The sequence below is a fragment of the Streptomyces sp. R28 genome (assembly GCF_041052385.1).
Lineage (GTDB): Bacteria > Actinomycetota > Actinomycetes > Streptomycetales > Streptomycetaceae > Streptomyces.
Window position 1 is genome coordinate 8934909 of sequence record NZ_CP163439.1, and the last position, 24176, is coordinate 8959084.

The following is a 24176-nucleotide window of genomic DNA, read 5'->3' on the forward strand; positions in this document are numbered from 1 at the left end:
GAGGTGCCGTCGATGCTCGATGCGGTCGTGGTGGGTGCGGGGCCGAACGGGCTGACCGCTGCCGTGGAGCTGGCCCGGCGGGGCTTCTCCGTGGCCGTGTTCGAGGCGCGTGACACCGTCGGCGGGGGTGCCCGCACGGAAGAGCTGACCCTGCCCGGCTTCCGGCACGACCCGTGCTCCGCCGCGCACCCCCTCGGCATCAACTCGCCCGTGTTCCGGACCATGCCGCTCGACCGCTACGGCCTTCAGTGGCTGCACGCCGAGCTGCCCATGGCGCACCCCTTCACCGACGGCACCGCCGCCGTGCTGTCCCGTTCCGTCGCCGAGACCGCCGCCTCCTTCGGCCCGCGCGACGCGGGGACGTACCGCAGGCTGGTCGAGCCGTTCCTGCCCAAGTGGGACACCCTGGCCCGCGACTTCATGTCCCTGCCCCTGACCGCGCTGCCACGCGACCCGGTCACCCTCGCCCGGTTCGGCCTCGTCGGGCTGCCCCCGTCCACGTGGCTGATGCGCCGCTTCCGCGACGAGCGGGCCAAGGCCCTGTTCTCCGGCCTCGTCGCCCACGTCATGGCGCCGCTGGGCGGCTTCGCCACCGGCGCCGTCGGCCTGGTCTTCGCCCTCGCCGCCCACGCGCGCGGCTGGCCCGTGGCCCGCGGCGGCTCCCAGTCCATCTCCGATGCCCTCACCGCCTATCTCGAGGACCTCGGCGGCGCCGTCCACACCGACTACGAGGTCAAGCGGCTCGACGACCTGCCGCCCGCGCGCGCCTACATCTTCGACACCTCACCCACCGCGCTGGCCCGCATCGCCGGTCTCGGCCGGTACTACGAGGGCTACCGCTACGGCTCCGCCGCCTTCAAGATCGACTACGCGCTGGACGGGCCGGTGCCGTGGACCGCGCCGGAAGCCCGGCGCGCGGGCACCGTGCAGATCGGCGGGGACAGCGCGGAGATCGACACCGCGCTGCGCGCCGCGTCCGGGGAGGGCCGGGCGCCCGACAAGCCGTTCATGATCACGGTGCAGCCCAGTGTCGTCGACCCCACCCGGGCTCCCGACGGCAAGCACGCCTTCTGGGCGTACGGGCATGTGCCGAACGGCTGGACCGGAGACCTCACGGACGCCCTCGAACGCCAACTGGAGCGCTTCGCCCCGGGGTTCCGTGACCGCGTCCTCGCCCGCGCCACGGCCGGCCCGGCCGAACTCGCCGCCCGCAACGCCAACTACGTCGGCGGAGACATCGCCTCCGGCGCGGCCTCCGGGCTCCAACTCCTGCTGCGCCCCAAGCTGTCGCTCTTCCCCTACACCACCCCGCACCCGGCGGTCTTCATCTGCTCGTCGGCCACCCCGCCCGGGCCGGGCGTGCACGGCATGTCGGGGCACAACGCGGCCAAGGCGGTGTGGCGGCGGCTGCGTCAGGAGCCGTAAGTACCGGGTGCAGTAAGTGCCTGGTGCAGTAAGTACCAGGAGCCCTGAGACTGCTCAAACGACCCACGTTTACCGGTAGTTCGGGCCGCACGGTAAGGGGAGTCCGTGTCTTCTTTGTCACTCTCCTTACCGGGGGGTAGGTATCTGACTGTCCAACACCCGCGAGTAAGGTGCGGCCATGAAAGATCGGAAAGCGGTTGCCCGCTTCGGATCCCGGTCTGCCGTGCGCCTCACCGACCTCGCCCTGCTCGTCAGAGCGCCGGCCGCGTTGAGTGTCCCCGGTGACGTGATCGCGGGAGCGGCCGCCGCCGGACGTCCGCTCGGCGTCCGCACCCTCGGAGTGATCGGTTCCTCCGTGTGCCTCTACTGGGCCGGCATGGCCCTCAACGACTACGCCGACGCCACGGTGGACGCCGTCGAGAGGCCTGGCCGACCTGTGCCGTCGGGGCGTGTTCCGCGGCGGACCGCCCTTGCGGTGGCCGGTGGACTCACCGCGGCGGGGATCTCTCTCGCCGCGGCCGCGGGTGGGCGCCGCAGTGTGGGCGTCGCGCTGCCCTTGGCCGGGTTGGTCTGGGCGTACGACCTGAAGCTCAAGTCCACTGCGGCGGCCGGAGTCGCCATGGCGGGGGCCCGGATCCTGGACGTCCTGGCCGGAGCGGTTGTGCCCGGAGCCGGCGCCGCATCGGTCGGCGTCGCGCTGCGCCGTGCCGCCGTGCCTGCCGCGCTGGTCGGTGTCCATACCGGCACGCTCATGGCCCTCAGCCGGCACGAGGTCGCCGGGGCGCCGGCGCGGGTTCCGGCCGTGACTCTTGCCGTGTCGGCGGCGACGGCGGTCGCCACGGCCGTTCCCGTCCCCCGGGTCGCCGCCGAGAGCGCCGCGGTATGTCGTCGAGCGTCTGCGGCGCCGTCGTGGCCGCTCGCGCCCGGCGGCGGAGCCGCGAACCGACACAGCCTCACGCTCCTCGAGGGCGTGGCCGGCACCCTCCTCTCCGAGAAGCTCCGAACCACGTCCTCCGCAAAGCTCCGCGCCGCCCTCACCGCCGCCGGTGTCCTCGCCTACCTCGGCACCTACGGCACCGCCCAGGCCCGTGCCGTGAGGGAGCCCTCCGGGGAGAACGTACAGCGGGCCGTCGGGGCCGGGATCCTTGGGCTGATGCCCCTGCAGGCGGCGCTGACCGCGCGTGGCGGGGCACCTGCCGTCGCCGCGGCGCTCGGCGTCGTCCACCCCCTCGCGCGACGGCTGGCCCGGCGCATTTCGCCCACCTGAGACCCACCACACCCTCCGTGTGAGGAACCGGCACCATGAGACCTCCCCTCACCGATCTCACCTTCGGTTACGGCACCAACGGCTTCACCCACCACCGGCTGACCGACGTCCTGGTCGTCCTCGCCGATCTCGGCTACGACGGCGTCGCCCTCACCCTCGACCACGGCCACCTCGACCCGTACGCCGACGACCTGCCCCGGCGCGTCACCGCCCTTGCCCGGCAACTCGCGCGGCACGGGCTCGATGTGACGGTGGAGACCGGCGCGCCGTACTTCCTCGATCCCTGGGGCAAGCACCTGCCCACGCTGATGTCGGACGGCTCCGAGATCAGGATCGACCTGCTGCGCCGCGCCCTGCGCATCGCGGCCGACCTCGGCTCGCCCACCGTGCACCTGTGCAGCGGCCCGGCGCCGGACGGGCTGCCGGAGCGGGACGCGTGGAAGCGGCTCGCGGCCGGTGTGGAGACCGTGCTGGAGACGGCGCAGGAGTACGGGGTGGCGCTGGCCTTCGAGCCGGAGCCGTACATGTTCGTCGACACCGTGGAGCGCTGCCTGCACCTCGCTCAACTGGTCGACGGGCACGAGCTGTTCGGGATCACCCTGGACATCGGCCACGCGCACTGCGTGGAGAAACGTTCCGTGCTCGACTGCGTGAGCCGGGCGGCACCGCTCCTGCGCAACGTGCAGATCGAGGACATGCGGCGCGGCATCCACCAGCACCTCGAATTCGGCGCGGGCGAGATCGACTTCCCGCCCGTACTGGCCGCCTTGCGTGACCTCGGGCATCGCGGCCTGGTCTCCGTCGAGATCCAGGGCGGCTCGCTCGACGCGCCCGACGTGGCCCGCCGCTCGATCGAGTTCCTGCGTGCGGCCGTACGGACCGCGGCGGGCCGATAGACGCCGCCCGGCCCTTTCCTTCTGGCTCGACTCCTCCCACATCTGCGGAAGTTGCCCCCTCATGGCTGTCACGACTGCCTGCCCCTCGGCTCCGCCGGACCCTCACCCCGCCCTGATCGCCGTCCTGGACCCCACGGCCCGTACCTGGCTGGACGAGAGCGCCGCCAAGGTCGCCGCCGAACCCGCCACCTTACGGCGGCTCTTCCCCGCTGCCCGGAGGCGCTGCGGGCACGGGCGCCTCGACTGCTACTGGACCGTCGACGAGGCCGCCCGGGCCGTCCTGCTCACCGCACTGCCCCTGCGCGGCCAGGCCCTCGCCGACGAGGTCGCCCTCCTCCACCGCCACGGCGACCCGGCGGAACAACGCGCCGTCCTGCGCACCCTGCCGCTGCTCGACCTGGGCGACCGCGGCCTGCCCCTCGTACGGGAGACCCTGCGCGGCAACGACACCAGCCTGATCGAGGCCGCCCTCGGCCCGTACGCCGCCGCGCACCTGCCGGACGCCGAGTACCGCCAGGCCGTACTGAAGTGCGTCTTCTACGAGATCCCGCTGGACCGCGTCACCGGCCTCGACACCCGCACCGACCGCGAACTGGCCCGAATGCTCGCCGACTTCGCCCATGAGCGGATCGTCGCGGGACGGGACGTACCGCAGGACATCCTGCCCCTCGTCCGCGCCTTCCCGGACGTCATCGGCGCAGAACTCAAGAAACTCCAGCACCCACTCACGGACGTACTCAAGGAAGAGGGCTGACCGTGCGCATCTTCGATCCCCATATCCACATGACCTCCCGGACGACCGACGACTACGAGGCGATGTACGCCGCCGGGGTGCGCGCCGTCGTCGAGCCCGCCTTCTGGCTGGGCCAGCCCCGGACCTCGCCCGAGAGCTTCTACGACTACTTCGACGGGCTGTTGGGCTGGGAGCCGTACCGCGCCGCCCAGTTCGGCATCCAGCACTTCTGCACGATCGCGCTCAACCCGAAGGAGGCCAACGACCCCCGTTGCCTGCCCGTCCTCGACGAACTGGACCGCTATCTCGCCAAGGACCGGGTCGTCGCCGTCGGCGAGATCGGCTACGACTCGATGACCCCGGAGGAGGACGAGGCGCTCGCCCGTCAGCTCCAGCTCGCGATCGAGCACGAGCTGCCCGCCCTCGTGCACACCCCGCACCGCGACAAGGCGGCCGGCACCCGGCGCACCCTGGACGTCGTTCGGGAGTCGGGCATCGCCCCCGGACTCGTCGTCCTCGACCACCTCAACGAGCTCACCGTCGGCATGGTCCTCGACAGCGGCTGCTGGGCCGGCTTCTCGATCTACCCGAAGACCAAGATGAGCGAGGACCGGATGGTGGAGATCCTCAAGGAGCACGGGACGGAGCGGGTGCTCGTCAACTCCGCCGCCGACTGGGGACGTTCGGACCCGCTGAAGACCCGTAGGACCGCCGACGCCATGCTCGCCGCCGGGTTCGGCGACGACGCCGTGGACGAGGTGCTGTGGCGCAACCCGGTCGCCTTCTACGGCCAGAGCGGGCGGCTGGAGCTGGAGGAGCCCAAGCCCGACGAGGAGGCCACCTTCCGGGGCAACTCCATACGTCGCGGGGGAGCGTGAGCATCCCATGCGCTTTCTGCACCCGGACGGCACCACCGTCCACCTCGGCTACTGCAGCAACGTCCACCAGGCGGAGGACCTCCGGGGCGTGATCGCCCAGCTCGCCGACTACGCCGAGCCCGTGCGCGAACGGCTCGGGACCGACCGGCTCGGCATCGGCCTGTGGCTGGCGCGACCCGTCGTCAGCGAACTCGCCGACGACGAGGGCGCGTTGATGCGGTTGAAGTCCGAGCTGCGGGCACGCGGCCTGGAGACCGTCACCCTCAACGCCTTCCCGTACGCAGGATTCCACCGCGAGGTCGTCAAGAAGGACGTGTACGAACCCGACTGGGCCGACGAGCCCCGGCTGAAGTACACCCTGGACTGCGCCCGCGTCCTCGCCGCCCTCCTCCCGGACGACGTCGACCGCGGAAGCGTCTCCACGCTGCCGCTCGCGTGGCGCACCCCGTGGACGCCCGCCTGCGCCGAGGAGGCCCGACACGCCCTGGACCGGCTGGCCACCGGGCTCGCCGCGCTGGAGGCGTGGACGGGCCGCCGTATCCGCGTGGGCTTCGAACCGGAACCCGGATGTGTCGTCGAGACCACCACGCAGGCGGTGCGGGAACTGGGCGGACTGGACCCCGACCGGCTCGGCATCTGCCTCGACGCGTGCCATCTCGCCGTGCAGTTCGAGCAGCCTGCCGAGGCCCTGCGGCGGCTCTCGGAGGCCGGGATGCCGGTGGTCAAGCTCCAGGCGTCCTGTGCCGTGGAGGCCGCGAACCCGTCCGACCCCGCCGCCCGCGCGGCCCTGCACCGCCTGGCCGAACCCCGGTTCCTGCACCAGACCCGGACGACGAGCGACGGTGACGTCCTCGGCGTGGACGACCTTCCCGACGCCCTCGACGGCGCCCTTCCCGCCGACGGTGGCCCCTGGCGCGTCCACTTCCACGCCCCGCTGCACACCGACCCCGAACCCCCGCTGCGTACGACGGCCGACCAGCTCGACCAGGTCCTCGCCGGACTGCTGGGCGGGGCCGCGGCCGGCTGCGACCACATCGAGGTCGAGACCTACACCTGGTCCGTCCTCCCCGAACCGCCCACCGACCTGCCCGGCGGCATCGCCGCCGAACTCGCCTGGGCCCGCGACCGGTTGACCGGCCTCGGCCTCAAGGAGGAACCGTCATGACGACCGACCCGGCGAACCGCGTTGTCGTCCTCGACATCGTCGGCCTCACCCCGAACCTTCTGCAGCACATGCCGGCCGTCGCCGCCCTCGGCGAACGCGGCTTCCGGGCCCGGCTCGACACCGTGCTGCCCGCCGTGACCTGCACCGTCCAGTCCACCCTCCTCACCGGCGAACCCCCGTCCACGCACGGTGCGGTGGCGAACGGCTGGTACTTCCGCGACCTCGGCGAAGTCATGCTGTGGCGCCAGCACAACGCGCTCGTCGGCGGCGAGAAGATCTGGGAGACGGCCCGGAAGACCAACCCCGACTACAAGGTCGCCAACATCTGCTGGTGGTACGCGATGGGTGCCGACGTCGACTGGACGGTCACCCCCCGCCCCGTCTACTACTCCGACGGCCGCAAGGAACCCGACTGCTACACCTGGCCGCCGTCCCTGCACGACGAACTCACCGACCGGCTCGGCCCGTTCCCCCTGTTCACCTACTGGGGCCCGAACGCGGGCATGCCCTCCACCCAGTGGATCCTGGCCGCCGCCCGCCAGGTCTTCGACGAGCACCGCCCCGACCTCACGCTCGTCTACATCCCGCAGATGGACTACGAGCCCCAGCGCTCCGGCCCCGACTCGGCCGCCACCCTCCGCGCCGCCCGCCAACTCGACGACGCCCTGCGCCCGTTGATCGACCACTTCCTGAGCGAGGGCGCCACCGTCGTCGCGCTCAGCGAGTACGGCATCACGCCCGTCTCCCGCCCCGTCGACATCAACCGCGCCCTGCGCCGGGCAGGGCTGCTGGAGGTGTACACGCAGGACGGCATGGAGTACCTGGACCCGTGGACCTCGCGCGCCTTCGCGGTCGCCGACCACCAGGTCGCCCACGTCTACGTCCGCGACCCGGCCGACGTCGACACCGTCGCCGAGCTCGTCGCCGAACTCGACGGTGTGGAGCAGGTGCTGGACGCCGACGGCAAGTCCGCCCACGGTCTGGACCACGAGCGCTCCGGCGAACTCGTCGCGCTCGCCGACCCCGACGCCTGGTTCACGTACTACTACTGGCTGGACGACGAGCGCGCCCCCGACTTCGCCCGCCAGGTCGAGATCCACCGCAAGCCCGGCTACGACCCCGCCGAGCTCCTCTACGACGAGACCGTCCCCGCGGTGAAGCTGCGCGCGGTCGGCCAGGTCGCCCGCAAGAAGCTCGGCTTCCGCTACCGCCTCAAGACCGTCCCCCTCGACCCGTCCGGCGTCCGCGGCAGCCACGGCCGCCTGCCCGCCGACCCCGACCACGGCCCCGTACTGCTGTGTTCGCGGCCGGAGTCGGAGCGGGCGAAGGAGGCGTACGCGGCCACCGAGGTCAAGTCCCTGCTGCTGGGCCTCGCAGGCCTGCACGAGACGCCCGATGCGACGGAAGGCACGCAGAAGTGACGATCCACCCGCCCCTGCCCACGGTCCGCCCCCTGCTCGACCCGGCCCCCGAGTACGCCAAGTGGCAGTCCGAGGAGCCGATCCGCCGGGTGACGATCTGGGGCGACAACAGCCCCTGGCTGATCACCGGTTACGAGGACGCCCGTACGGTGCTCGCCGACGCCCGCTTCAGCGCGGACGCCAACCACCCCGGCTTCCCCCACACCCGCCCCGGAGCACCGCCGCAAGCCCCGGGCCTCTTCCACCAGATGGACCCGCCGGACCACACCCGGCTGCGCCGCATGCTGATCCCCGACTTCACCTTCCGGCGCATCGAGCAGATGGAGGGCGCCGTCCAGCGGATCTGCGACGACCTGCTGGACGCGATGACGGACGGGGACGCGACACAGGCGGACCTGGTCGCGTCGTACGCGCTGCCCCTGCCCACCCTCGCCATCTGCGAACTGCTCGGCGTCCCCTACGAGGACCACGGCTTCTTCCGCGAGAAGTCCAACGCCCTCACCAGCGTCGCGGGTGACCCGGCCGAGGCGATGCAGGCGCGCATGGCGCTCTACGGCTATCTGCGCGCCCTGATCGATCGCCGCACGCACGACCCCGCCGACGACCTCATCTCCCGCCTGGCCACCGAGCGCGTCGCGACCGGCGAGGCCACGCTCGACGAGGCCACGGGCATGGTCTCCCTGCTCCTGCTGGCGGGCCACGAGACGACGGCGAACATGTTCCCGCTGGCCGTGATCGCCCTGCTGCAGAACCCGGCCCGACTACAGGACCTGCGGGCCGACGACTCCCGGTGGCCGGGGGCGGTGGAGGAACTCCTGCGCCATCTGACCGTCATCCACTCCGGGATACGGCGGATCGCCACGGAGGACGTCGACGTGTCCGGCGTCCGCATCAGCGCGGGGGAGGGCGTGGTGGTGGCGTTGCAGGCCGCCAACCGCGACCCGTCCGTGTACGCCGACCCCGACGCCCTCGACGTCCACCGCGACGCCGGCGGCCATCTCGCCTTCGGGCACGGACTGCACCAGTGCCTCGGCCAGTCGCTGGCGCGCACCGAACTCCGCCTGGGCCTGTCCACGCTGTTCCGCAGGCTCCCGTCCCTGCGCATCACGGCACCGCTCGATTCGCTGGCCCTGTCGGCCAGCACGGTCCACGGGGTGCGCTCGTTGCCGGTCGCCTGGTAATTGCCGGTCATCGGTGGCCAGGGCTGCTATAGAGGCTGTCATGACCACCATCAGGCTCGTTCAGGGCGACATCACGCGGGAGACCGCCGACGCGATCGTCAACGCCGCGAACTCCTCCCTCCTGGGCGGGGGAGGAGTCGACGGCGCGATCCACCGCCGCGGCGGCCCCGCGATCCTCGACGACTGCCGCAGGCTGCGCGCCTCCCAGTACGGCAAGGGCCTGTCCACGGGGCGGGCGGTCGCCACGACGGCGGGGGAGTTGGATGCGCGGTGGGTGATTCACACGGTGGGCCCGCGGTACAGCCGGGAGGAGGACCGGTCGGAGCTGCTGGCCTCCTGCTACCGGGAATCGTTGCGGGTGGCGGACGAGCTGGGTGCCCGTACCGTCGCCTTCCCGGCGGTCTCCGCGGGCATCTACGGCTGGCCGATGGAGGACGCCGCCCGGATCGCGGTGGCGACGGTGCGGGCGACGCGGACCTCGGTCGAGGAGGTCAGGTTCGTCCTCTTCGACGAGCAGGCGTACGAGGCGTTCGCCCGGCAGGTCCGGTGAGTGCGGTGAGTGCGGTGACCACGGTCAGGCCAGCCACGTGCCCGACGGCTCACCGAACACCCCTGCCACCCGGTCCCAGATGGTCTCGCCCCGCCTGATCGTGAGGTCCGGGCGGCCGGAGAAGGTCCACCCCTCGTAGGCCGACCAGCCGCACTTGGACTGGACCTGATCGGCCGTCATGAACCAGGTGGCCTCGCTGTCGAAGACCACGAGGTCCGCGTCGTATCCGGCCTCGATGCGGCCCTTGCGCGTCTGCATGCCGAACAGCTCCGCGGGGCGCTGCGCGCAGAGCCGCGCGATCAGGGGAAGGAGATCGTCGGCCGAACGCTGCGGCCAGCGGCGGCGCATGCCCGTGAAGACCGCCGGCAGCAGCTCCTGGGTCCCCGGCAGGCCGGGCGGGGCGTCCGCGGGGGGAAGCGCCTTCTCTTCGGGCGTGTGGGGTGCGTGGTCGCTGCCCAGCGTCGCCAGGTCCTGGTGGAGCAGCGCGTCCCAGAGGCGGTCCTGGTCGTGCGGCTCGCGGATGGCGGGGCTCAGCCGGATGCGGGCGCCCAGGCGCCGGGTGTCCGACCGGGTGAACGACAGATGGTGCGGGGTGGCCTCGAAGGTGAGGGGCAGACCGGAGTGGCGCGCGGCCGCCAGCAGGTCGCACTCCTCGGCCGACGACACGTGCAGGATGTGCGCGGCGGTGCCGTAGCGGCGGACCAGTTCGGCTATGCGGGCCGCCGCGACGATTCCGCCGCTGCGCGGGCGGGCGGGCTCGTACGCCGCGTAGGACTCCGGCGGCGGCAGATAGGTGTCGAGGAGGGAGAAGACACCGCCGTCCTCGCCGTGCAGCACGACGCGGATGCCGTGGTCGGCGGCCACCGAGAAGATCTTGCTCAGGACGCCGTGGTCGTGGATCACGTCCGGCGCCGTGTGGTGGCCGGCCATGAACACCTTGACGGAGGTGGCCACTCGGGGATCCAGGTCGGCCAGCGCGTCCACGGTCTCGGCGCGGACGCCCATGTGGAAGCGGAAGTCGACCAGCGACCGGCCCTCGATGAGCGCTGCCTTGCGGGTGGCGCCCGCCATGTCGTGCAGCGGCGGCAGGGTGTTGGGCATGTCGATCACCGTGGTCACGCCGCCCGCGGCGGCCGCCCGGCTCCCGTGCTCCCAGTCCTCCTTGTGCGTGAGGCCCGGTGTGCGGAAGTGCACATGGGAGTCGATCAGGCCCGGCAGGACATGACGGCCGGCGGCGTCGACCACGCGCGTGGCGCGCGGCAGGGGGGCGGACGCGGGGAGGACGTCGGCGATCCGTCCGTCCCGGACGGTCACCGTGCCCGTACGCACGCCCTGCGGGGTGACGAGCCGTCCCCCGTGGAGCACCAGGTCCATCCTGCCGGGTTCGTGGTTGTCCGTCATGACGGGGAGTCCTCCAGGGAGAGAAGCTGCAGACAGAGGTCGTTGGTGGGGCCCATCAGGCCGACCGCGCGCACGTCCCGGAACAGCCGGTTCACCGGGTGGTCGCGCAGGAAGCCCGCGCTGCCCAGCAGTCGCTGGGCCAGCAGGCAGACCTCCTCCGCCGTGGTCGACGCGATCACCTTGCTGTGCAGGGTCGTCAGCCCGGGGCGGGCGCTGTCCCGGCGGGCCGCGCTCTCCACCGCGGCGCGGGCGGCTTCCACCCGGCCGGCCAACTCGGCCACCCGCCGCAGCGCGAGGCCGTCGCCACCGCGCTTGTGCACATGGGCCGCGGCCAGCCGGTGGACCGTGTCGGCGACACCGACGGCGACCGCTCCCAGGGTCGCTCCCGACTCACGGACTCCGGCGATGATGGCCGCGGCCTCGCCGAGCGGGCCGAGCAAGGCGCCGGCGGGTACGAGGCAGTGGTGCAGTTCGACGAACCCGGTCGCGGAGGCGCGCATGCCCACCAGATCCATGCCGGTGTCGGCGACCAGGCCCGGGGCGTCCGCCTCCACCAGGAAGAAGCTCTGGCCGTCGCTTCCGTACACGGTGTCCGCGTCGCCCGGCTCGGAGGTGCGGGCGAGCACGAGATACACCTGCGCGAGGCCCGCCCCCGTCGTGAAGCTCTTGGCGCCGTCGAGCACCCAGCCGTCCTGCCCGCGGACCGCGGTGGTGGCGATGTTCCGCTTGTCCGCCGACGCGCCCGTCTCGCTCCATGCCGAGGCGGCCAGCCACCGGCCGTCGGCGAGCCGCGGCAGACAGTGCGCGCGCTGCTGCGCGGAGCCCCATTCCACGATGCGGGCCGTGACGGCGAAGTGCTGGAAGAGAATGATGGCGACGGACGGATCGATTCCGGCGACCTGCTCGACGATCCGGTTCACGAGGAGCGCGCCGCCGCCTTCGCCGCCGAACTCACGCGGTACGGCCGTGGCGAGGATCCCGGAGGAACGCAGGGCGGCCAGGACGGCCTCCGGGAGCCGCCCGGCGCGATCGGCCTCGGCCGCGTGCGCGCGCAGCACGTCGTACAGGGCCGCGTACGTGCGGCCGAGCGAGGCCCGGTCGGGAACGGCAGGGGCGTTCACACCGTCGATGGCGCCCATGGTGAGGCCTCCTTGTCGAGAGCAGGGTCGGGGGAAGGGGCGAACGGGGCGACGAGGTTTGTGGCGGACCCGATGGCAAGGGGCCCGGACAGCAGCCCCGCCCGCTTGCCGCTGACGCTCACCCACTGCAGGAGCGGCTTTCCGGGCTGCCGGTGGTCGGACCTGACCTCCGCCACCGTGGAACCACCGGCGGTCTCGATCCCGACGCGTGTTATTTCCTCGGCGGCTCCGCCCAGGAGCCGGGCCGGCACGGTGCCCCGCACGGTCGTCGCGGTGGCCAGACAGGTGATCCCGGTCAGCGCGAGGGTGGGATGCCACGAGGGAACCGAGATCGCGCGGGCGGACAGCCGGGCACGGTCGTACGAGCCGACGAGCGCGATCTTGGGAAAGACACTGGACGGGTCCGTGCCCAACACGGCGGAGGCGGCGCGCCGGATCTCCTGGATCTCCTCGAAGACATCGTCGCCGGCCCCGAACAGCGCGGCCTGCGTGTGCAGTCCCAGGTCCCGCGCGTCGACGAAGACGTACGGGTTTCCGAGGGAGACCAGGGAGACGTCGTATGCCGAACGGGCGGTGGTCACCCGGTCGAGCGGACGGCCCGTCATCAGCGTGCGGTCCAGTGTCGTACCCGGCTGCTGCACGAAGTGCAGCGTGAAGTCGCAGCTGCCGCGGCGTGCTTCGTCCACCTCGCAGACGGCGTGGTCCCCGTTGTTGAGCACCCTCAGCCGTACGCGGTCTCCCGGCGCCGGCTGTGCCACGAGCCGCCGGGCGCCGGCCACCAGCACCGAGCACAGGATCGAGTGCCCGCAGCTGCCGCGGAAGTCGAAGGCGTCGGGCGACTCGGGCAGGCACTGCACGAACAGGTAGTCCAGGTCGAACAGCGGGTGGGCCGATCTTGAGATCAGGGCGATCTTCAAGACGTCCTCGTGCCCCGCATCCACCAGGTGACGGCGCGCCCGGGCCAGCAGCGGACGGATCAGCTGCTCGGTCAGGGGGAGTCCGTCGGCGTCGAGCACCAGGGTGGGGCACGGAGCACCCGGTGCCTGGGCCAGCTGGCCGATCACGCCGCCAGCCGCCCGCCGACGGCGGCCGTCGCCGCGCCTTCCGCCGTACCGGAGCCGCCCGCGGGAGCGAACTGCTCCAGCCACAGCTCGTGCACGAGCAGCGACCACAGGGCCAGCGCCGACCGGTCGGAAGGACGGGCCGCCTGCTCGGCGAAGAGCCCGTCCACGGCGGCCGGGTCCAGCATGCCGTGGCGGCGCAGCCGCACCGGGGCCAGCAGGTCCCGGGCGAAGGCGTGCAGGGCGCTGCCGGGGACCAGCATCGCGCCGACGGGCAGGGTGAACGGCTGCTTCGGCCGGGCCAGCACCGAAGCGGGCAACAGCCCTTCGGCCGCCCCGTACAGCACCCGCTTGACCCGGCCGTCGCCGACCTTGAAACCGGCCGGCAGCCCGGTCGCGTACCTCACGACCGAGGGCTGGCAGAACGGCAGCCGCGCCTCGACCGACGCCGCCATGCTCAGATGGTCCACCCTGCGCAGGTGGTACGCGGGCAGCCGCGTCCCGGTCTCGAAGTCCGTGAGAGCCGCCAGCCGGTTCTCGCCGGCCGAGCCGAGGGCCTCGGCGACACGGGCGGCCGCGGACCGCCGTGAGCGGACGAACTCCAGGTAGGCGGGCGAGTACAGACGCTCCCGCAGCACCCGCGGTACGGCGGCCAGAGCCTCGACGTATCCCGTCACCCAGTCGCCCCCGGCCGGCACGTCGAGGGCCGTACGGATCCGGTCGTAGCCCCCGAAGAGCTCGTCCGCGGCGTCGCCGGTGAGCGCGACCCGGAAGCCGGCGTCCCGTACGGCGGTGAACAGGGCGTACGTCGAGAGCGTGATCGGGTCGGCGTTGGGCTGCCCGAGGTGCCAGACGACATCGCCGAGCAGGGCCGGGAAGTCCGCCGGGTCCAGCTCCACCTGGTGGTGCTCGGTACCACTGCGCCGGGCCACCTCCCGGGCGAAGTGCCGTTCGTCGTGCGGCCATTCGCCCCGGTAGGCGATGTTGAAGCTGTGCAGTCCCGGAGCGGAACGGGCGGCGAGCGCCGTCACCAGGCTGGAGTCCAGGCCGCCACTGGTGATGACGGAGACGGGCACGTCCGCGCGGACCAGCCGCCGAACCTCCGTGTCCAGCAGCTCCCGTACCCGGTGCGCGGCCGCCGCGGGTGTGACCGGGGCGTCGGCGGCCGGGCGCGGCGCACGGCGCGTCAGACGCAGCCCCCGCGACCGCGTGACGGTGAGCGTCGTGGCCGGCGGCAGGACGCGGACGCCCTCGAACATGGTGCGGTCGCCGAAGGGCGTCTTGGTGGACAGGTAGTCGTCGAGCCCCGGTTCCCACCGGTGCGCACGGACCTGCGGAAAGGCCAGCAGCGCGGGCAGTTCGGAGGAGAAGCACAGCTCGCCGGTCCGCTCGTCCCAGTGGTGGTACAGCGGCTTCATGCCCACCTCGTCGGTGGCCAGCAGCAGGGTGGGCTCCGCGCGCAGGTCCACGACCGCGATCGCGTACATGCCGTCGAGGTGCCGGGTGAAGTCCGGTCCGTACTCGGCGTAGAGCGCGGGAAGCACCGATCCGTCGCAGCTGTCGTCGAAGTGGTGGCCGAGCGCCTCGAGCCGCTTGCGCAACTCGGCGTGGTTGTAGAGCTCACCGTTGAAGACGACGGTGATGTGCTCACCGAGCCGGTACGGCTGGGTGCCTCCGGAAGGGTCGGTGATCGCCAGCCGGTTGGCGCCCAGCGCCCAGCCCTCTCCCACGGCACAGGTCTGGGCGTCCGGGCCGCCGTGCCGTTGGAGCGCCGCCACCGTCCGGAACTCGTGCCGGGACACCTGCGCGTCGAAGTGACCGAAGATTCTGCACATGGCGGCTCACCTCACCTCCGGGGACACACGGGCCCGCTCGTAGAGCATCGGATCGAAAGGGGTCGGTCCGCCGCAGGTGGCGAACCGGGGGCCCGCGGGGTCCTCGCCGTTGTGCCGGGTACCGTGCGGGACGCCCGGAGCGGCGTAGAGGATGTCGCCGGGGCCCGCGTCGTGCCAGCGGTCGTCGAGGTAGAGCTGACCCCGGCCCTCGATGACGATGAACGCCTCCTCGCTCTCCGGGTGGATGTGCACGTTGAAGTACTCACCCGGGCTCATGACCCCGCAGTGCAGGCACAGTTGGGGCGTGCCGGTGCCCGGCCAGAAGAGGAAGTTCATGGCGGCGGTGCGGTCGGAGGCCGCCGCATGGCCGGTCCCGCCGAAACCGCGCAGCTGAGTCTCCTCGTTCCACAGGGAGCTGAAGCGGCGGGGGTTTGCCCCGTGCCGCCGTCCGTCGAGAAGCCGGCTGCGCCAGACGTACGCCGTGAGGGTGGCGTCGGTGTGCGCGGTGAGCGAGTAGGCGTCCCCCGTGGGGGAGTAGACCGCACTCGCCCGGGTCACGTCCGCCCGGGACGGACCGGACGAGGCGGTGCCCGACCCGTCGAAGACGACCACGACGTTCTCCTCGCCCGCGGCGTCCGGCGGATCCCAGCGGACGCCGGGGGGAACGCGCACCACGTCGAGGCGGACGATCCGCGCCCCGAGACCGGGACCGACGGCGGTGGCCACCTGGCATCCGGCCTCGGAGCGGAACGGCAGTTCATCCGCCCGGACTATGGCCCCCTTCGGCCGGTCGGCGCTCACTCGGCGTCCCCGTCGGACGCGAGACGGCCGCCCTTGCCCCAATGGCTGCGCTCGACATCGCGGACGATCACGGTGACCGCCTCGGTCGGGCAGCCGGCGATCCGGGACACCGACGCGGTGAGCTCCTCGACGAGCTCCCGGCGTTGTTCGTGCTTGCTTCCACTCCACCAGTCGACGGTGACGACGGGCATGGCAGGACCTCCCTGGGGGCCGGATCGGATCAGACGACTTCGGGGGACAGCCCCGCGGCGATGTAGAGGTTCGGGTCGTACGGCACCGGGCCGCCGACGGAGATGAACCGCGCGGTGTCGTCGGGACCGTCGGGGTTGCGGGTGCCGTGCAGGGCGCCGGAACGGGCGTACACGCCGTCACCGGGCTCCATGTCGTACCACTGGTCGCCGAGGAAGAACTGGCCCCGGCCGACCAGCGCGAACAGGGCGTCCTCCGCGCCGGGGTGGCCATGGATGTTGAACGTGTGCCCCGGCGCGGCCACGCCGGTGTTCACGCACAGATGGGCACAGCCGTTGCCGGGCCAGTGCGGGAAGTTCATGTACGCGCGGCGTTCGTCGTTGACGGGGGCGATCTCACCCGTGCCCGCGAACTTGTGGATGGACGACGTCGTGTCGTGCACCGTGTTGAAGAGCTTGGGGGCCGAGCCCCGCTTGGCGCCCTCGGGGAGCGGAGCGCGCCAGAAGTAGACGGTCAGCTCCTCGCTCGTGGCGGTCCAGGACATGGGGTGGCCGGTGGGGGCGTAGGCGGTGGATCCGAGGCTCACCTCGGCGCTCTCGCCACCCACCTCGGCCCGGCCCTCGCCCTCGAAGACGATGGCGGTGACCTCCTGGGTGGTGTAGTCGCCGGGCCGCCAGGTGGCTTCCCGGGGGATGCGCACGATGTCGACGCAGACGTGCTCCGCCCCGACGTGTGGGCCCACGGGGCGGGTGACCAGGCAGCCGTCCTCCTTGTCGAAGCTCAGTTCCTTGCGTCGGATGATCACACCGTGCTCGGAGTGTCGGGTCATCTCGGTTCCTCTCAGGGATGGACCGGCCCGGAAGGGGCGGACCTGGGCCGGCGCACATGTCGGGTGACGATCGAGGCCAGTTCGCCCATGGGTTGGTGCAGGGCCGCGTCGAGGGCCGGCACGAGCCGGTCGCCGTACAGCGCGGCGTACAGGGGGAGGGAGGGTTTGCCGCCCTGCTCGGCGAGGGCCCGGCCGAGGGGCTCGGGCAGCGGCAGCAGCCGGTCGAGCCCGATGCCCGCCACGCCGAGGAACTGCGGGGCCCTGTGGATCTCGCCGAGGCCGGCGAAGAAGCGGGACAGCACGCCCGTCATCTCCTGCTCGTACGAGGCCATCCGGTCGGCGCCGATCGCGACGGACGGGCCCATGCGGTGCGCGTGCCCGACGTTGATGTAGTTCGGGCAGATCAAGGTGGCCTCGGGCCGCAGCGGATCAGGGGCGTCAAGCCCTTCGGCCTCCTCGGCGGACAGCTCCCTGAGCAGGTGGTCGCGGCCGATCTCGCGGAGGGCGAAGCCCTGCCCGTACAGGACGCGCCGCCAGCCCGGGAACTCGCCCTCCCGGAGGGAGAAGGCGTTCATGAAGTCGACGGGTATCTCGACGGTCCCGTGCGGGAGGTGCAGGCCCACCGCCCGTTCGAGGGCCATCCGGTACATCATCGCGAAGTAGGCGAAGTTGGTCGCATGCCCCGCCAGGCGTACCGCCCGCGCGTCGCCGGGCGTGAGTTCTCCGCCCGTCGGTCGGTCCGGGCCGGCGGTCAGGTCCGGTACGCGCTGGGTCAGCAGCACCTGGTGCTTGAACCTCGGCTGCTTGCTGAACAGTTGGGTGCGGGCGAGCTCCCCCTGCGCGTTCAGCCGCCACCAGACGTGCGGCTTCCAGCGGTTGTCGCTGAGGTTGTTGTGGGTGAGCTGGGTCCGCAGGTGCGAGCCCTCGCCGCCGTCGGCGCTGCCCGCGGTGAGCGTCAGCAGTCGCAGACAGAACCAGGGGAAGCTGACCATGGGAGCGAAGGCGTTCATGCTCACATGGGTCGAACTGTGCACCAGCATCGGCGTGTTGACGAAGCGGTGCAGGGAGGCGTCGTCCCAGCCGAGCAGGGCGCGCACCTCCTCCCGCTCGGCCGAGGGGGCGCGGTGGACGCGCGACTCGTGGTGCCGTACGAAATCGGCGAGGCGCTGACGGTGCTCACGGGTCCGCGTGTCGGGGAGGCCGGCCGGACGGAACGAGCCGATCACCTCCCCGAGCGTGGGGCCCGCCGGCGCGGCGCCGGACGCCGGGACGCCGGACCGGGTCGCCGTCGTCAACGCCGTACGTCCTCGGTCGGCTTGGCCGCGACCACGGCCCAGGTGCGATGGGGGATACGCAGGACATCGCCGGGGAACCGGTCGCCCAGGATGCCCTCCAATTCGGCCGAGAACGCCTCCACGCGCTCGGGCGTGAGGCTGGCGCCCACTCCGGCGCTGGCCCGGATGCGCCCGGTCCACGCCTGCGGGGTGTACGGCACGTCGAGGTCGAAGGAGAACGTCTCGATGCCACCGAAACCGGCCGTCGCCAGGTCGGTCAACCAGCGCGGATACAGACCGGTGCCCCCTCCCATCGTCCAGGCGGGGTTGTACGCGGTGATCAGCCGCTCGGTCTCGTCGACGACGTTGCCGGGCAGCGGCAGCCAGTCGAAGTGCGCGATGACGACGTGTCCGCCGGGGCGGAGCAGCCGCCATGCCTCGGCGGCGGCCCTGGGGGCGTCGAACCAGTGCCAGCACTGGCCCGCCGACACCACGTCGAACGACGCGTCGGCAAGCGCGGTGTCCTCGGCGGTGGCCACCTCGTACCTGGTCGTGACGCCGGCCTCCCGGTCCAGCTCTCGCGCCTGCTCCAGCAAGGGGGCGGCCGGATCGATCCCGGTGACGCGCGCTCCCGCCAGGGCGAAGAGCCGGCCGAGGCTGCCCGTCCCGGTGCCGACGTCGAGCACGTCACGGTCCTGGACCCGGATCCCCGCGCCCTCCAGCCGCCCGACGACTTCCGGAGGGAAGCCGGCCCGGTGGCGGGTGTAGTCCTCGGCGGTGCGACCGAAATCCGGGTTGAATTCAGGGGACACGTGCTCCTCCTCTTTTTGAAGTACGGGTTGCGCGAGAATCGGAAATGATCATCGAAAGTGAAGTTACCCGCAACTCTTCGAACGGGCCAATGAAATAAAAAGTGAACCACGTCACATGGATCTTTGCCGAGGCCGCTTGATAGGTTCTCGACCAGTTTTCCGGAATTAATTCCTCCTGGGGGTAATCCATGCATGACGCCACCGCCGTTCTCCACGTCGGCTGGATGCCGAGGGCGGTCTCGGCGCTTCTGCGCGCGGGCGCGGACGTCACCTGTGCGGTGACCCCGGCCGACGCCCCGGCGGCCGAGGCGGCCGGCGCGGCCACGGTCGTGGTCCCGCGGCCGTCGGACGTGGAGGGCGTCCTCGCCGGCCTGGCGCGGGACGGCCGCACCCTCACGGACTACGACGTGATCTGCAGTGTTCTGGAGTTCTGCCTGGTCCCGGCCGCGGTACTGCGGGAGCTGGCCGGCCGGTCGCCGGGCGCGGCACAGCGCGCCCTGGCCATGCGTGACAAGCACGTCCAGAAGCGGCTGGTGCGGGACGCCGGGGTGGCGACCGCGGCGAGCGAGGTGCTGCCGTCACTGGCGGCGGTGGATCCGGGCGCGATCACCTTCCCCGCGGTGCTCAAACCCCTCGACGGAGGCGGCGCCAGGCACACCTATGTGCTCACCGACGAGAAAAGCGCGCGCGCGTACCTTGAGCTCGCCGCCGCCGGGGGTGACGGGCCGTGGCTCATGGAGGAGTACATCGACGGAGTCGAATTCCAGGTGGACGGATTCGTCCGGGACGGTGAAATAAGGGTCCTCTCGGTGTGCCGGTATCTGCAGAATCTCATCGATGTGCACGAGGGTGGAATCGTGGCCCATGTGGCGCTGCCTCCGGCGGAATATCCAAAGCTTTACTCGGATGTCCGCTCCGTGGCGGAAGCCTCCTTCAAGGGGCTCGGTCACCACGACGGGCCATTCCATCTGGAGGTGTTCCAGGAGCGTACGACCGGCCGGATCGTCTTCGGCGAGTGCGCGGCCCGGGTGGGCGGGGGCCGCACCGACGACGTCGTGGAACTGTCCTTCGGAGTCGACCTGCGCGACGAGTGGGCCCGCCTGACCCTTGGCCGCCCCTCCCGGCTGACCGGGCCCGCCGAGCACACCGCCGAGGGCGCCTACGGAGGCATGAACCTGCCCGCGCCGGCCGGCGAGGTCCTGGCGGTGCCCACCCTGGACCAGGTGCTGGCCCGGCCGGGCGTGGTGCGCGCCCAGGTCGAGGTCGAGCCCGGCGACGTGATGCCCGATGTCACCGCCGCCTCCCATCTGCGGGCCGGTCTCGCGGTCGTCCATGGGGGGGACGACCGCGAGGTGGCCGAGCGGATGCGTGACCTGGCCGCGTGGTTCGCCGGGAAGGTCGAGGTGGCGCAGCCCGTCACAGAGTGAGCAGCAGTTCGGGCATCGGCCGGTCCGGCTGCCCGGTGAGCAGGCCCAGCGCCTTCACCAGGCGGCCGGCGAACTCCCGGACGTACGACGCCGGGTATTCCGACTCGTAGTGCAGGACCTGCAGGCGCAGCGACTCGCCCTCCCGCAGCAGCCACATGTGCAGGCCGGGAGAGTCCGCGTCCTCGACGAGGTGGTGGGGCCGGACTTCGGTGTCCTCGCCCAGGCGGAGGCCGGCCCCCCACACGTCGTTGTACATGAAGTACACCCCCGGGTCCTTGCGGAACCCGGCGGGCAGATCGGGCCAGATCCGCCGCCGGACGAACATGGCGGGCATGTCGCCGTGCGCCGTGGCGCCCAGGATGCTGTGCTGCACGGCGCCGACCAGGTCCCGGAAGGACCCGGACAGATCCACGTCCGTGGTCGGGAAGACGCCGTTGGCGAACCAGCCGACCGTGTCCTGGTACTCGCCGTCGAGCCGGTTCGCGTTGGTCGTCAGCAGCGTGACCCGCGATCGCCCGGTGACGTGCGCGACCAGCGCCTTCACCACGGCCATCGAGACGCAGTACGGCGTGGTGCGCAGCGCGTGGGAGGCCTCCCGCAGGGCCCGGGCGGTCTCCGGTGGCAGCTCCAGCACCAGCGAGGAGGGCTTCGTCAGCTCCCCGGTGCCCTGGTAGCCGGGCAGCCGCAGCCCGAAGTCCGCCGCGTCCTCGGGCAGTTGGCTGCGCCAGTAGGCGGTCAGCTCCTCGTCCCGGCCCTCCTCCCAGCGCCGCCACTGCCCGGCGGCCCACTCCGCGTAGGCGCCGCAGCCGCCGTCCGGGGCGGGCAGATCACCGCTCCCGTAGGCGGCGGACAGATCGCGGACGAAGACGTCCAGCGACCAGCCGTCCGCGATCATGTGGTCGAAGACCAGGACCAGCATGTGGTCCGCGGCGCCGCGCCGCACGGCCAGCACACGCCACAGCGGAGCCCGGGTGCGGTCGAAGGGCTGTCGTACGTACCCGCGCAGGAACTCGTCGAGTTCCGCGTCCGGCACCCCGCGGTAGTCCATGGTCTCCAGGCTCACCCGGGGCTCGGACTCCACCACCGGAACCGCGCGGTCCGCCTCCGCGCGGAAAGCGGTCCGCAGCGACTCGTGGCGCTGTGCGACGCGGCTCAGGGCCGCGCCGAGCCGGTCGGTGTCCAGCGGACCCGTGACCCGGTACAGGGCGTGGAACTGCAGGATGGGAGCCTGCGGATCGCGCAGCGCGGACAGCAGCGCCCACTCCTGGGCCATGGAGGCGCGCCCGCGGTGGCCGCCGTCCCGGTCGGTGTCCGCGCGGGTGGCGACGGTCCGCTCCGCGCTGACCTGCTCGGCCACGTCGGCGATGCTCCGGGCGGTGAAGAATGCCTGCGGGGGTACCTTCACGCCCAGTTCGCGTTCGATGCGGCCCAGGACCTGGAGGGCGAGGATGCTGTCCCCACCCATGTCGTAGAAGTTGTCCTCGGCGAGGACCGACTCGTCCTCCAGTACGGCACGGTGGATGCCGAGCACGGCGTCGTGGACGGCCGCATGACCGGCTTCTGCTGCGGGAGTCATCGTTCCTCCTCCAGGGGGAGCGGACAGAACTGCGCGTAGAACTCCTCGATCACCGAGGCGACCGGTCCGTCGGGGCGCACCACGTCCGCGTGCGCACCGTCCATCAGGACGTAGGAGAAGAGGGGATGGCGGCGGGCGCGCAGGGCCGCCCGCTCGGATTCCGGGATCACATGGCTGTCGCGCGGTACGACCATCAGCACCGGGATTCCGGCGGCCGTCAGCATGTCCAGCAAGTGGGTGTAGTCGTACTCCCACTTCAGGAAGCTCGACTCCGCCCACTCCCCGCCCTCGATCCGCTGCGGACGCCGCTCCAGGGACTGGTCCAGCAGGACGAGGCTGCGGACCCGGGCCGGTCCCATGACGGCCGCGTGGACGAGCCCGACGAGGGCGCCGTACGAGTATCCGATCACGTGGGCGGGTGACGGCAGCACGTCGGTGATGCGGTGCACGTCGGCCGCGTAGTCCAGGGGCGAGTAACCCCAGGGGGGAGCGGGACTCGGCGGATGGTCCCGGAGGGTGGGGAGCAGCGCGATCTGGCCCTCGGAGCACAGGGCGTCGCTCAGGAAACGCAGCCGGTTCCTGTCGTCCTCCAGCCCGTGCAGCAGCAGGAGGGGGGCGCCCGCCCCCGGGACGCCGGGCCGGCCGGGCACCACGTCGTGGTCGAGCAGGGCCACCTGGCCGAAGGAGCGCAGGTACGGGGAGGGCGGGACGAAGTCCGGCTCAGCCATGGTTCTCCTCCCACGCGGCGGCCAGGGCGTTTCGGTCGACCTTCCCGTTGACCGTGCGGGGCAGTTCGTCGACCACCCGGTACCGGGCCGGCTGCATGTACGAGGGCAGCTTCGCCGCCGTGTGCCGACGCAGCTCGCGCAGGTCCGGCAGCTCTCCTTCCCTGGTGAGGAGGGCGCAGCACAGCCGTTGCGTCCCGTCGGCCGACACCCGGGGCAGCGCCACCGCCTCGACGACCGAGGGGTGGGAGCGCACCGCGTTCTCGATGTCGCCCAACTCCACGCGGTGACCGCGGAGTTTGACCTGCAGGTCGGCGCGGCCGTGGTAGACGAGGTCGCCGTCGGCGGTACGGCTGACCAGATCGCCCGACCGGTAGTAACGCGTCCCTCCGGGCCCGGGCGGGAAGGACACGAAGCGCTCCGCGTTCAGTTCCGGTCGGTTGAGGTACCCCTGCGTCACCTGCGGGCCGCCCAGCAGCAGTTCGCCGGGTACGCCGGGTTCGGTCACCTCCTCGCCGTCCGGTCCGGCGACGCGGACCGCGAAGCCGGGCAGGGCGGTACCGATGACGGACGCGCTGCCGTCGACGTCGGCGCGGGTGACGCGGTGGAACGTGGCGTGGACGGTGGTCTCGGTGATGCCGTACATGTTCACCAGCCGAGGCCGGTCGAGACCGTGGGCGTCCACCCAGTCGCGCAGGGCGGCGGGGGTGAGCTTCTCGCCGCCGAAGATCACGTAACGCAGGTCCGGAAGGTCGCGGCCGGTGGCGGCGTGGCCGCGGACGAGCATGCCGAACGCGGTGGGCGTCTGGTTGACGACCGTGATCCGTTCCTCGGCGAGCAGCTCCACGAACTGCTCGGGAGCGCGGGTGACCCATTGGGGCGGCACGACGACGGCGCCGGCCGTGGACAGGGCGCCCCACACCTCCCACACGGAGAAGTCGAAGGCCAGCGAATGGAACAGCAGCCACCGGTCCGAGGGGGAGACGTCGAACAGCCCGCGGGTGGCGTCGAGCAGGGCGGTGACGCTGCCGTGGCGGACCGGGACCCCCTTCGGTACCCCGGTGGTGCCGGACGTGTAGATGACGTAGGCGCAGTGGTCCGCGCCGGGCAGGCCGGCCGTTGCCGAGGAGCGGGCCTCGGGCGGCTCGGGCGTCGGACCGTGCCGCAGGGAGGCCAGCTCGTCCGTGGTGGTACGCGTGAGCGCGCCACCCCAGGCGGGGTCCGCCTCGCCGACGAGGTGGCGGGCCCCGCTGTCGCCGACGATGAACTCGTTGCGCTCGGCGGGATTGCGCGGGTCGAGCGGGACGTACGCGGCTCCCGAGCGCAGGATGCCCAGGATCGCCGCGATCGCGTCGCAGCCGGCCTCCATCCGCAGCGCGACCCGGTCGCCCGGGGCCACGCCGTGCTCCCGCAGCCGCTGGGCGATGCGCAGACTCCACACGTCGAGTTCGCGGTAGGTGACCCGACTGCTCTCGTCCGAGACTGCGGTGCCGTCCGGATGTCCGGCCGCACTGTCGGCGAAGACGTCGACGAGCGTGCGGCGCGGCTCCGCTTCCGAATCCGACACCGTCGATGTGGCGTTCATTTCCAC

General features: G+C 72.1%; 22 protein-coding genes. 10 read left to right on the forward strand and 12 right to left on the reverse strand.

Annotated features, from left to right (window positions below):
* Positions 1-12 precede the first annotated feature (12 nt).
* From AB5J49_RS39230 to AB5J49_RS39270, 9 genes are all read left to right on the forward strand, one after another.
* Positions 13-1425, forward strand: a complete 1413-nt coding sequence (locus tag AB5J49_RS39230) for a phytoene desaturase family protein (RefSeq protein WP_369175406.1) — start codon at positions 13-15, stop codon at positions 1423-1425.
* A gap of 178 nt (positions 1426-1603) precedes the next feature.
* Positions 1604-2692, forward strand: coding sequence for an SCO3242 family prenyltransferase (locus tag AB5J49_RS39235; RefSeq protein WP_369173648.1), 1089 nt, complete (start codon positions 1604-1606; stop codon positions 2690-2692).
* A 35-nt stretch (positions 2693-2727) separates the two neighbouring features.
* On the forward strand, positions 2728-3588 hold the full coding sequence (locus AB5J49_RS39240; protein ID WP_369173649.1) for a sugar phosphate isomerase/epimerase family protein: 861 nt from the start codon (positions 2728-2730) through the stop codon (positions 3586-3588).
* A gap of 61 nt (positions 3589-3649) precedes the next feature.
* Positions 3650-4342, forward strand: coding sequence for an EboA domain-containing protein (locus tag AB5J49_RS39245; RefSeq protein WP_369173650.1), 693 nt, complete (start codon positions 3650-3652; stop codon positions 4340-4342).
* A 2-nt stretch (positions 4343-4344) separates the two neighbouring features.
* Positions 4345-5199 (forward strand): TatD family hydrolase, encoded by an 855-nt coding sequence (locus AB5J49_RS39250; protein WP_369173651.1) that lies wholly within the window; start codon positions 4345-4347, stop codon positions 5197-5199.
* Positions 5200-5206: 7 nt separating this feature from the next.
* Entirely contained in the window at positions 5207-6364 is a 1158-nt protein-coding gene (eboE, locus tag AB5J49_RS39255) for a metabolite traffic protein EboE (RefSeq protein ID WP_369173652.1), read from the forward strand.
* Complete coding sequence (locus tag AB5J49_RS39260; protein WP_369173653.1) at positions 6361-7785, forward strand: alkaline phosphatase family protein; 1425 nt, start codon at positions 6361-6363, stop codon at positions 7783-7785. Before eboE ends, AB5J49_RS39260 begins: the two co-directional genes overlap by 4 nt.
* On the forward strand, positions 7782-8966 hold the full coding sequence (locus AB5J49_RS39265; protein ID WP_369173654.1) for a cytochrome P450: 1185 nt from the start codon (positions 7782-7784) through the stop codon (positions 8964-8966). Before AB5J49_RS39260 ends, AB5J49_RS39265 begins: the two co-directional genes overlap by 4 nt.
* A gap of 40 nt (positions 8967-9006) precedes the next feature.
* Positions 9007-9516, forward strand: coding sequence for an O-acetyl-ADP-ribose deacetylase (locus tag AB5J49_RS39270; protein WP_369173655.1), 510 nt, complete (start codon positions 9007-9009; stop codon positions 9514-9516).
* A 24-nt stretch (positions 9517-9540) separates the two neighbouring features.
* Here the strand turns inward: AB5J49_RS39270 and AB5J49_RS39275 are convergent, their stop codons facing one another.
* Genes AB5J49_RS39275 through AB5J49_RS39315 form a run of 9 tightly spaced genes read right to left on the reverse strand, consistent with a single transcriptional unit; the run spans position 9541 to position 18857 of the window.
* Complete coding sequence (locus AB5J49_RS39275; protein ID WP_369173656.1) at positions 9541-10917, reverse strand: dihydroorotase family protein; 1377 nt, start codon at positions 10915-10917, stop codon at positions 9541-9543.
* Positions 10914-12056 (reverse strand): acyl-CoA dehydrogenase family protein, encoded by a 1143-nt coding sequence (locus AB5J49_RS39280; protein ID WP_369173657.1) that lies wholly within the window; start codon positions 12054-12056, stop codon positions 10914-10916. The genes AB5J49_RS39275 and AB5J49_RS39280 overlap by 4 nt, the downstream gene beginning before the upstream one ends.
* Entirely contained in the window at positions 12035-13120 is a 1086-nt protein-coding gene (locus AB5J49_RS39285; RefSeq protein WP_369173658.1) for a PrpF domain-containing protein, read from the reverse strand. Before AB5J49_RS39285 ends, AB5J49_RS39280 begins: the two co-directional genes overlap by 22 nt.
* Positions 13117-14952 carry an asparagine synthase (glutamine-hydrolyzing) gene (gene asnB, locus AB5J49_RS39290; protein WP_369173659.1) on the reverse strand — a complete coding sequence of 612 codons (1836 nt, stop codon included), beginning with the start codon at positions 14950-14952 and terminating at the stop codon, positions 13117-13119. The genes AB5J49_RS39285 and asnB overlap by 4 nt, the downstream gene beginning before the upstream one ends.
* A gap of 6 nt (positions 14953-14958) precedes the next feature.
* The gene (locus AB5J49_RS39295) at positions 14959-15753 is read right to left on the reverse strand and encodes a cupin domain-containing protein (protein ID WP_369173660.1); all 795 of its coding nucleotides are present in this window, start codon (positions 15751-15753) and stop codon (positions 14959-14961) included.
* On the reverse strand, positions 15750-15944 hold the full coding sequence (locus AB5J49_RS39300) for a 4-oxalocrotonate tautomerase family protein (RefSeq protein ID WP_369173661.1): 195 nt from the start codon (positions 15942-15944) through the stop codon (positions 15750-15752). Before AB5J49_RS39300 ends, AB5J49_RS39295 begins: the two co-directional genes overlap by 4 nt.
* Positions 15945-15973: 29 nt before the next feature.
* Entirely contained in the window at positions 15974-16771 is a 798-nt protein-coding gene (locus AB5J49_RS39305) for a cupin domain-containing protein (RefSeq protein WP_369173662.1), read from the reverse strand.
* A gap of 11 nt (positions 16772-16782) precedes the next feature.
* A complete protein-coding gene (locus tag AB5J49_RS39310; protein WP_369173663.1) occupies positions 16783-18066 on the reverse strand; it encodes a hypothetical protein in 1284 nt (427 codons plus the stop codon).
* On the reverse strand, positions 18063-18857 hold the full coding sequence (locus AB5J49_RS39315; protein WP_369173664.1) for a class I SAM-dependent methyltransferase: 795 nt from the start codon (positions 18855-18857) through the stop codon (positions 18063-18065). The genes AB5J49_RS39310 and AB5J49_RS39315 overlap by 4 nt, the downstream gene beginning before the upstream one ends.
* Before the next feature lie 188 nt (positions 18858-19045).
* On the opposite strand from AB5J49_RS39315, the gene AB5J49_RS39320 reads away from it, so the two are divergent.
* Positions 19046-20284, forward strand: coding sequence for an ATP-grasp domain-containing protein (locus AB5J49_RS39320; RefSeq protein WP_369173665.1), 1239 nt, complete (start codon positions 19046-19048; stop codon positions 20282-20284).
* Here AB5J49_RS39320 and AB5J49_RS39325 read toward each other — a convergent pair.
* The 3 genes from AB5J49_RS39325 to AB5J49_RS39335 are packed head-to-tail and all read right to left on the reverse strand — an operon-like array spanning position 20274 to position 24170.
* On the reverse strand, positions 20274-21860 hold the full coding sequence (locus tag AB5J49_RS39325; RefSeq protein WP_369173666.1) for a condensation domain-containing protein: 1587 nt from the start codon (positions 21858-21860) through the stop codon (positions 20274-20276). The two genes, AB5J49_RS39320 and AB5J49_RS39325, sit on opposite strands and share 11 nt — an antisense overlap.
* Positions 21857-22588 (reverse strand): alpha/beta fold hydrolase, encoded by a 732-nt coding sequence (locus AB5J49_RS39330; protein WP_369173667.1) that lies wholly within the window; start codon positions 22586-22588, stop codon positions 21857-21859. The genes AB5J49_RS39325 and AB5J49_RS39330 overlap by 4 nt, the downstream gene beginning before the upstream one ends.
* Positions 22581-24170: an amino acid adenylation domain-containing protein gene (locus tag AB5J49_RS39335; protein WP_369173668.1), complete on the reverse strand. Its 1590-nt coding sequence runs from the start codon at positions 24168-24170 to the stop codon at positions 22581-22583. The genes AB5J49_RS39330 and AB5J49_RS39335 overlap by 8 nt, the downstream gene beginning before the upstream one ends.
* Between the last annotated feature and the right edge of the window lie 6 nt (positions 24171-24176).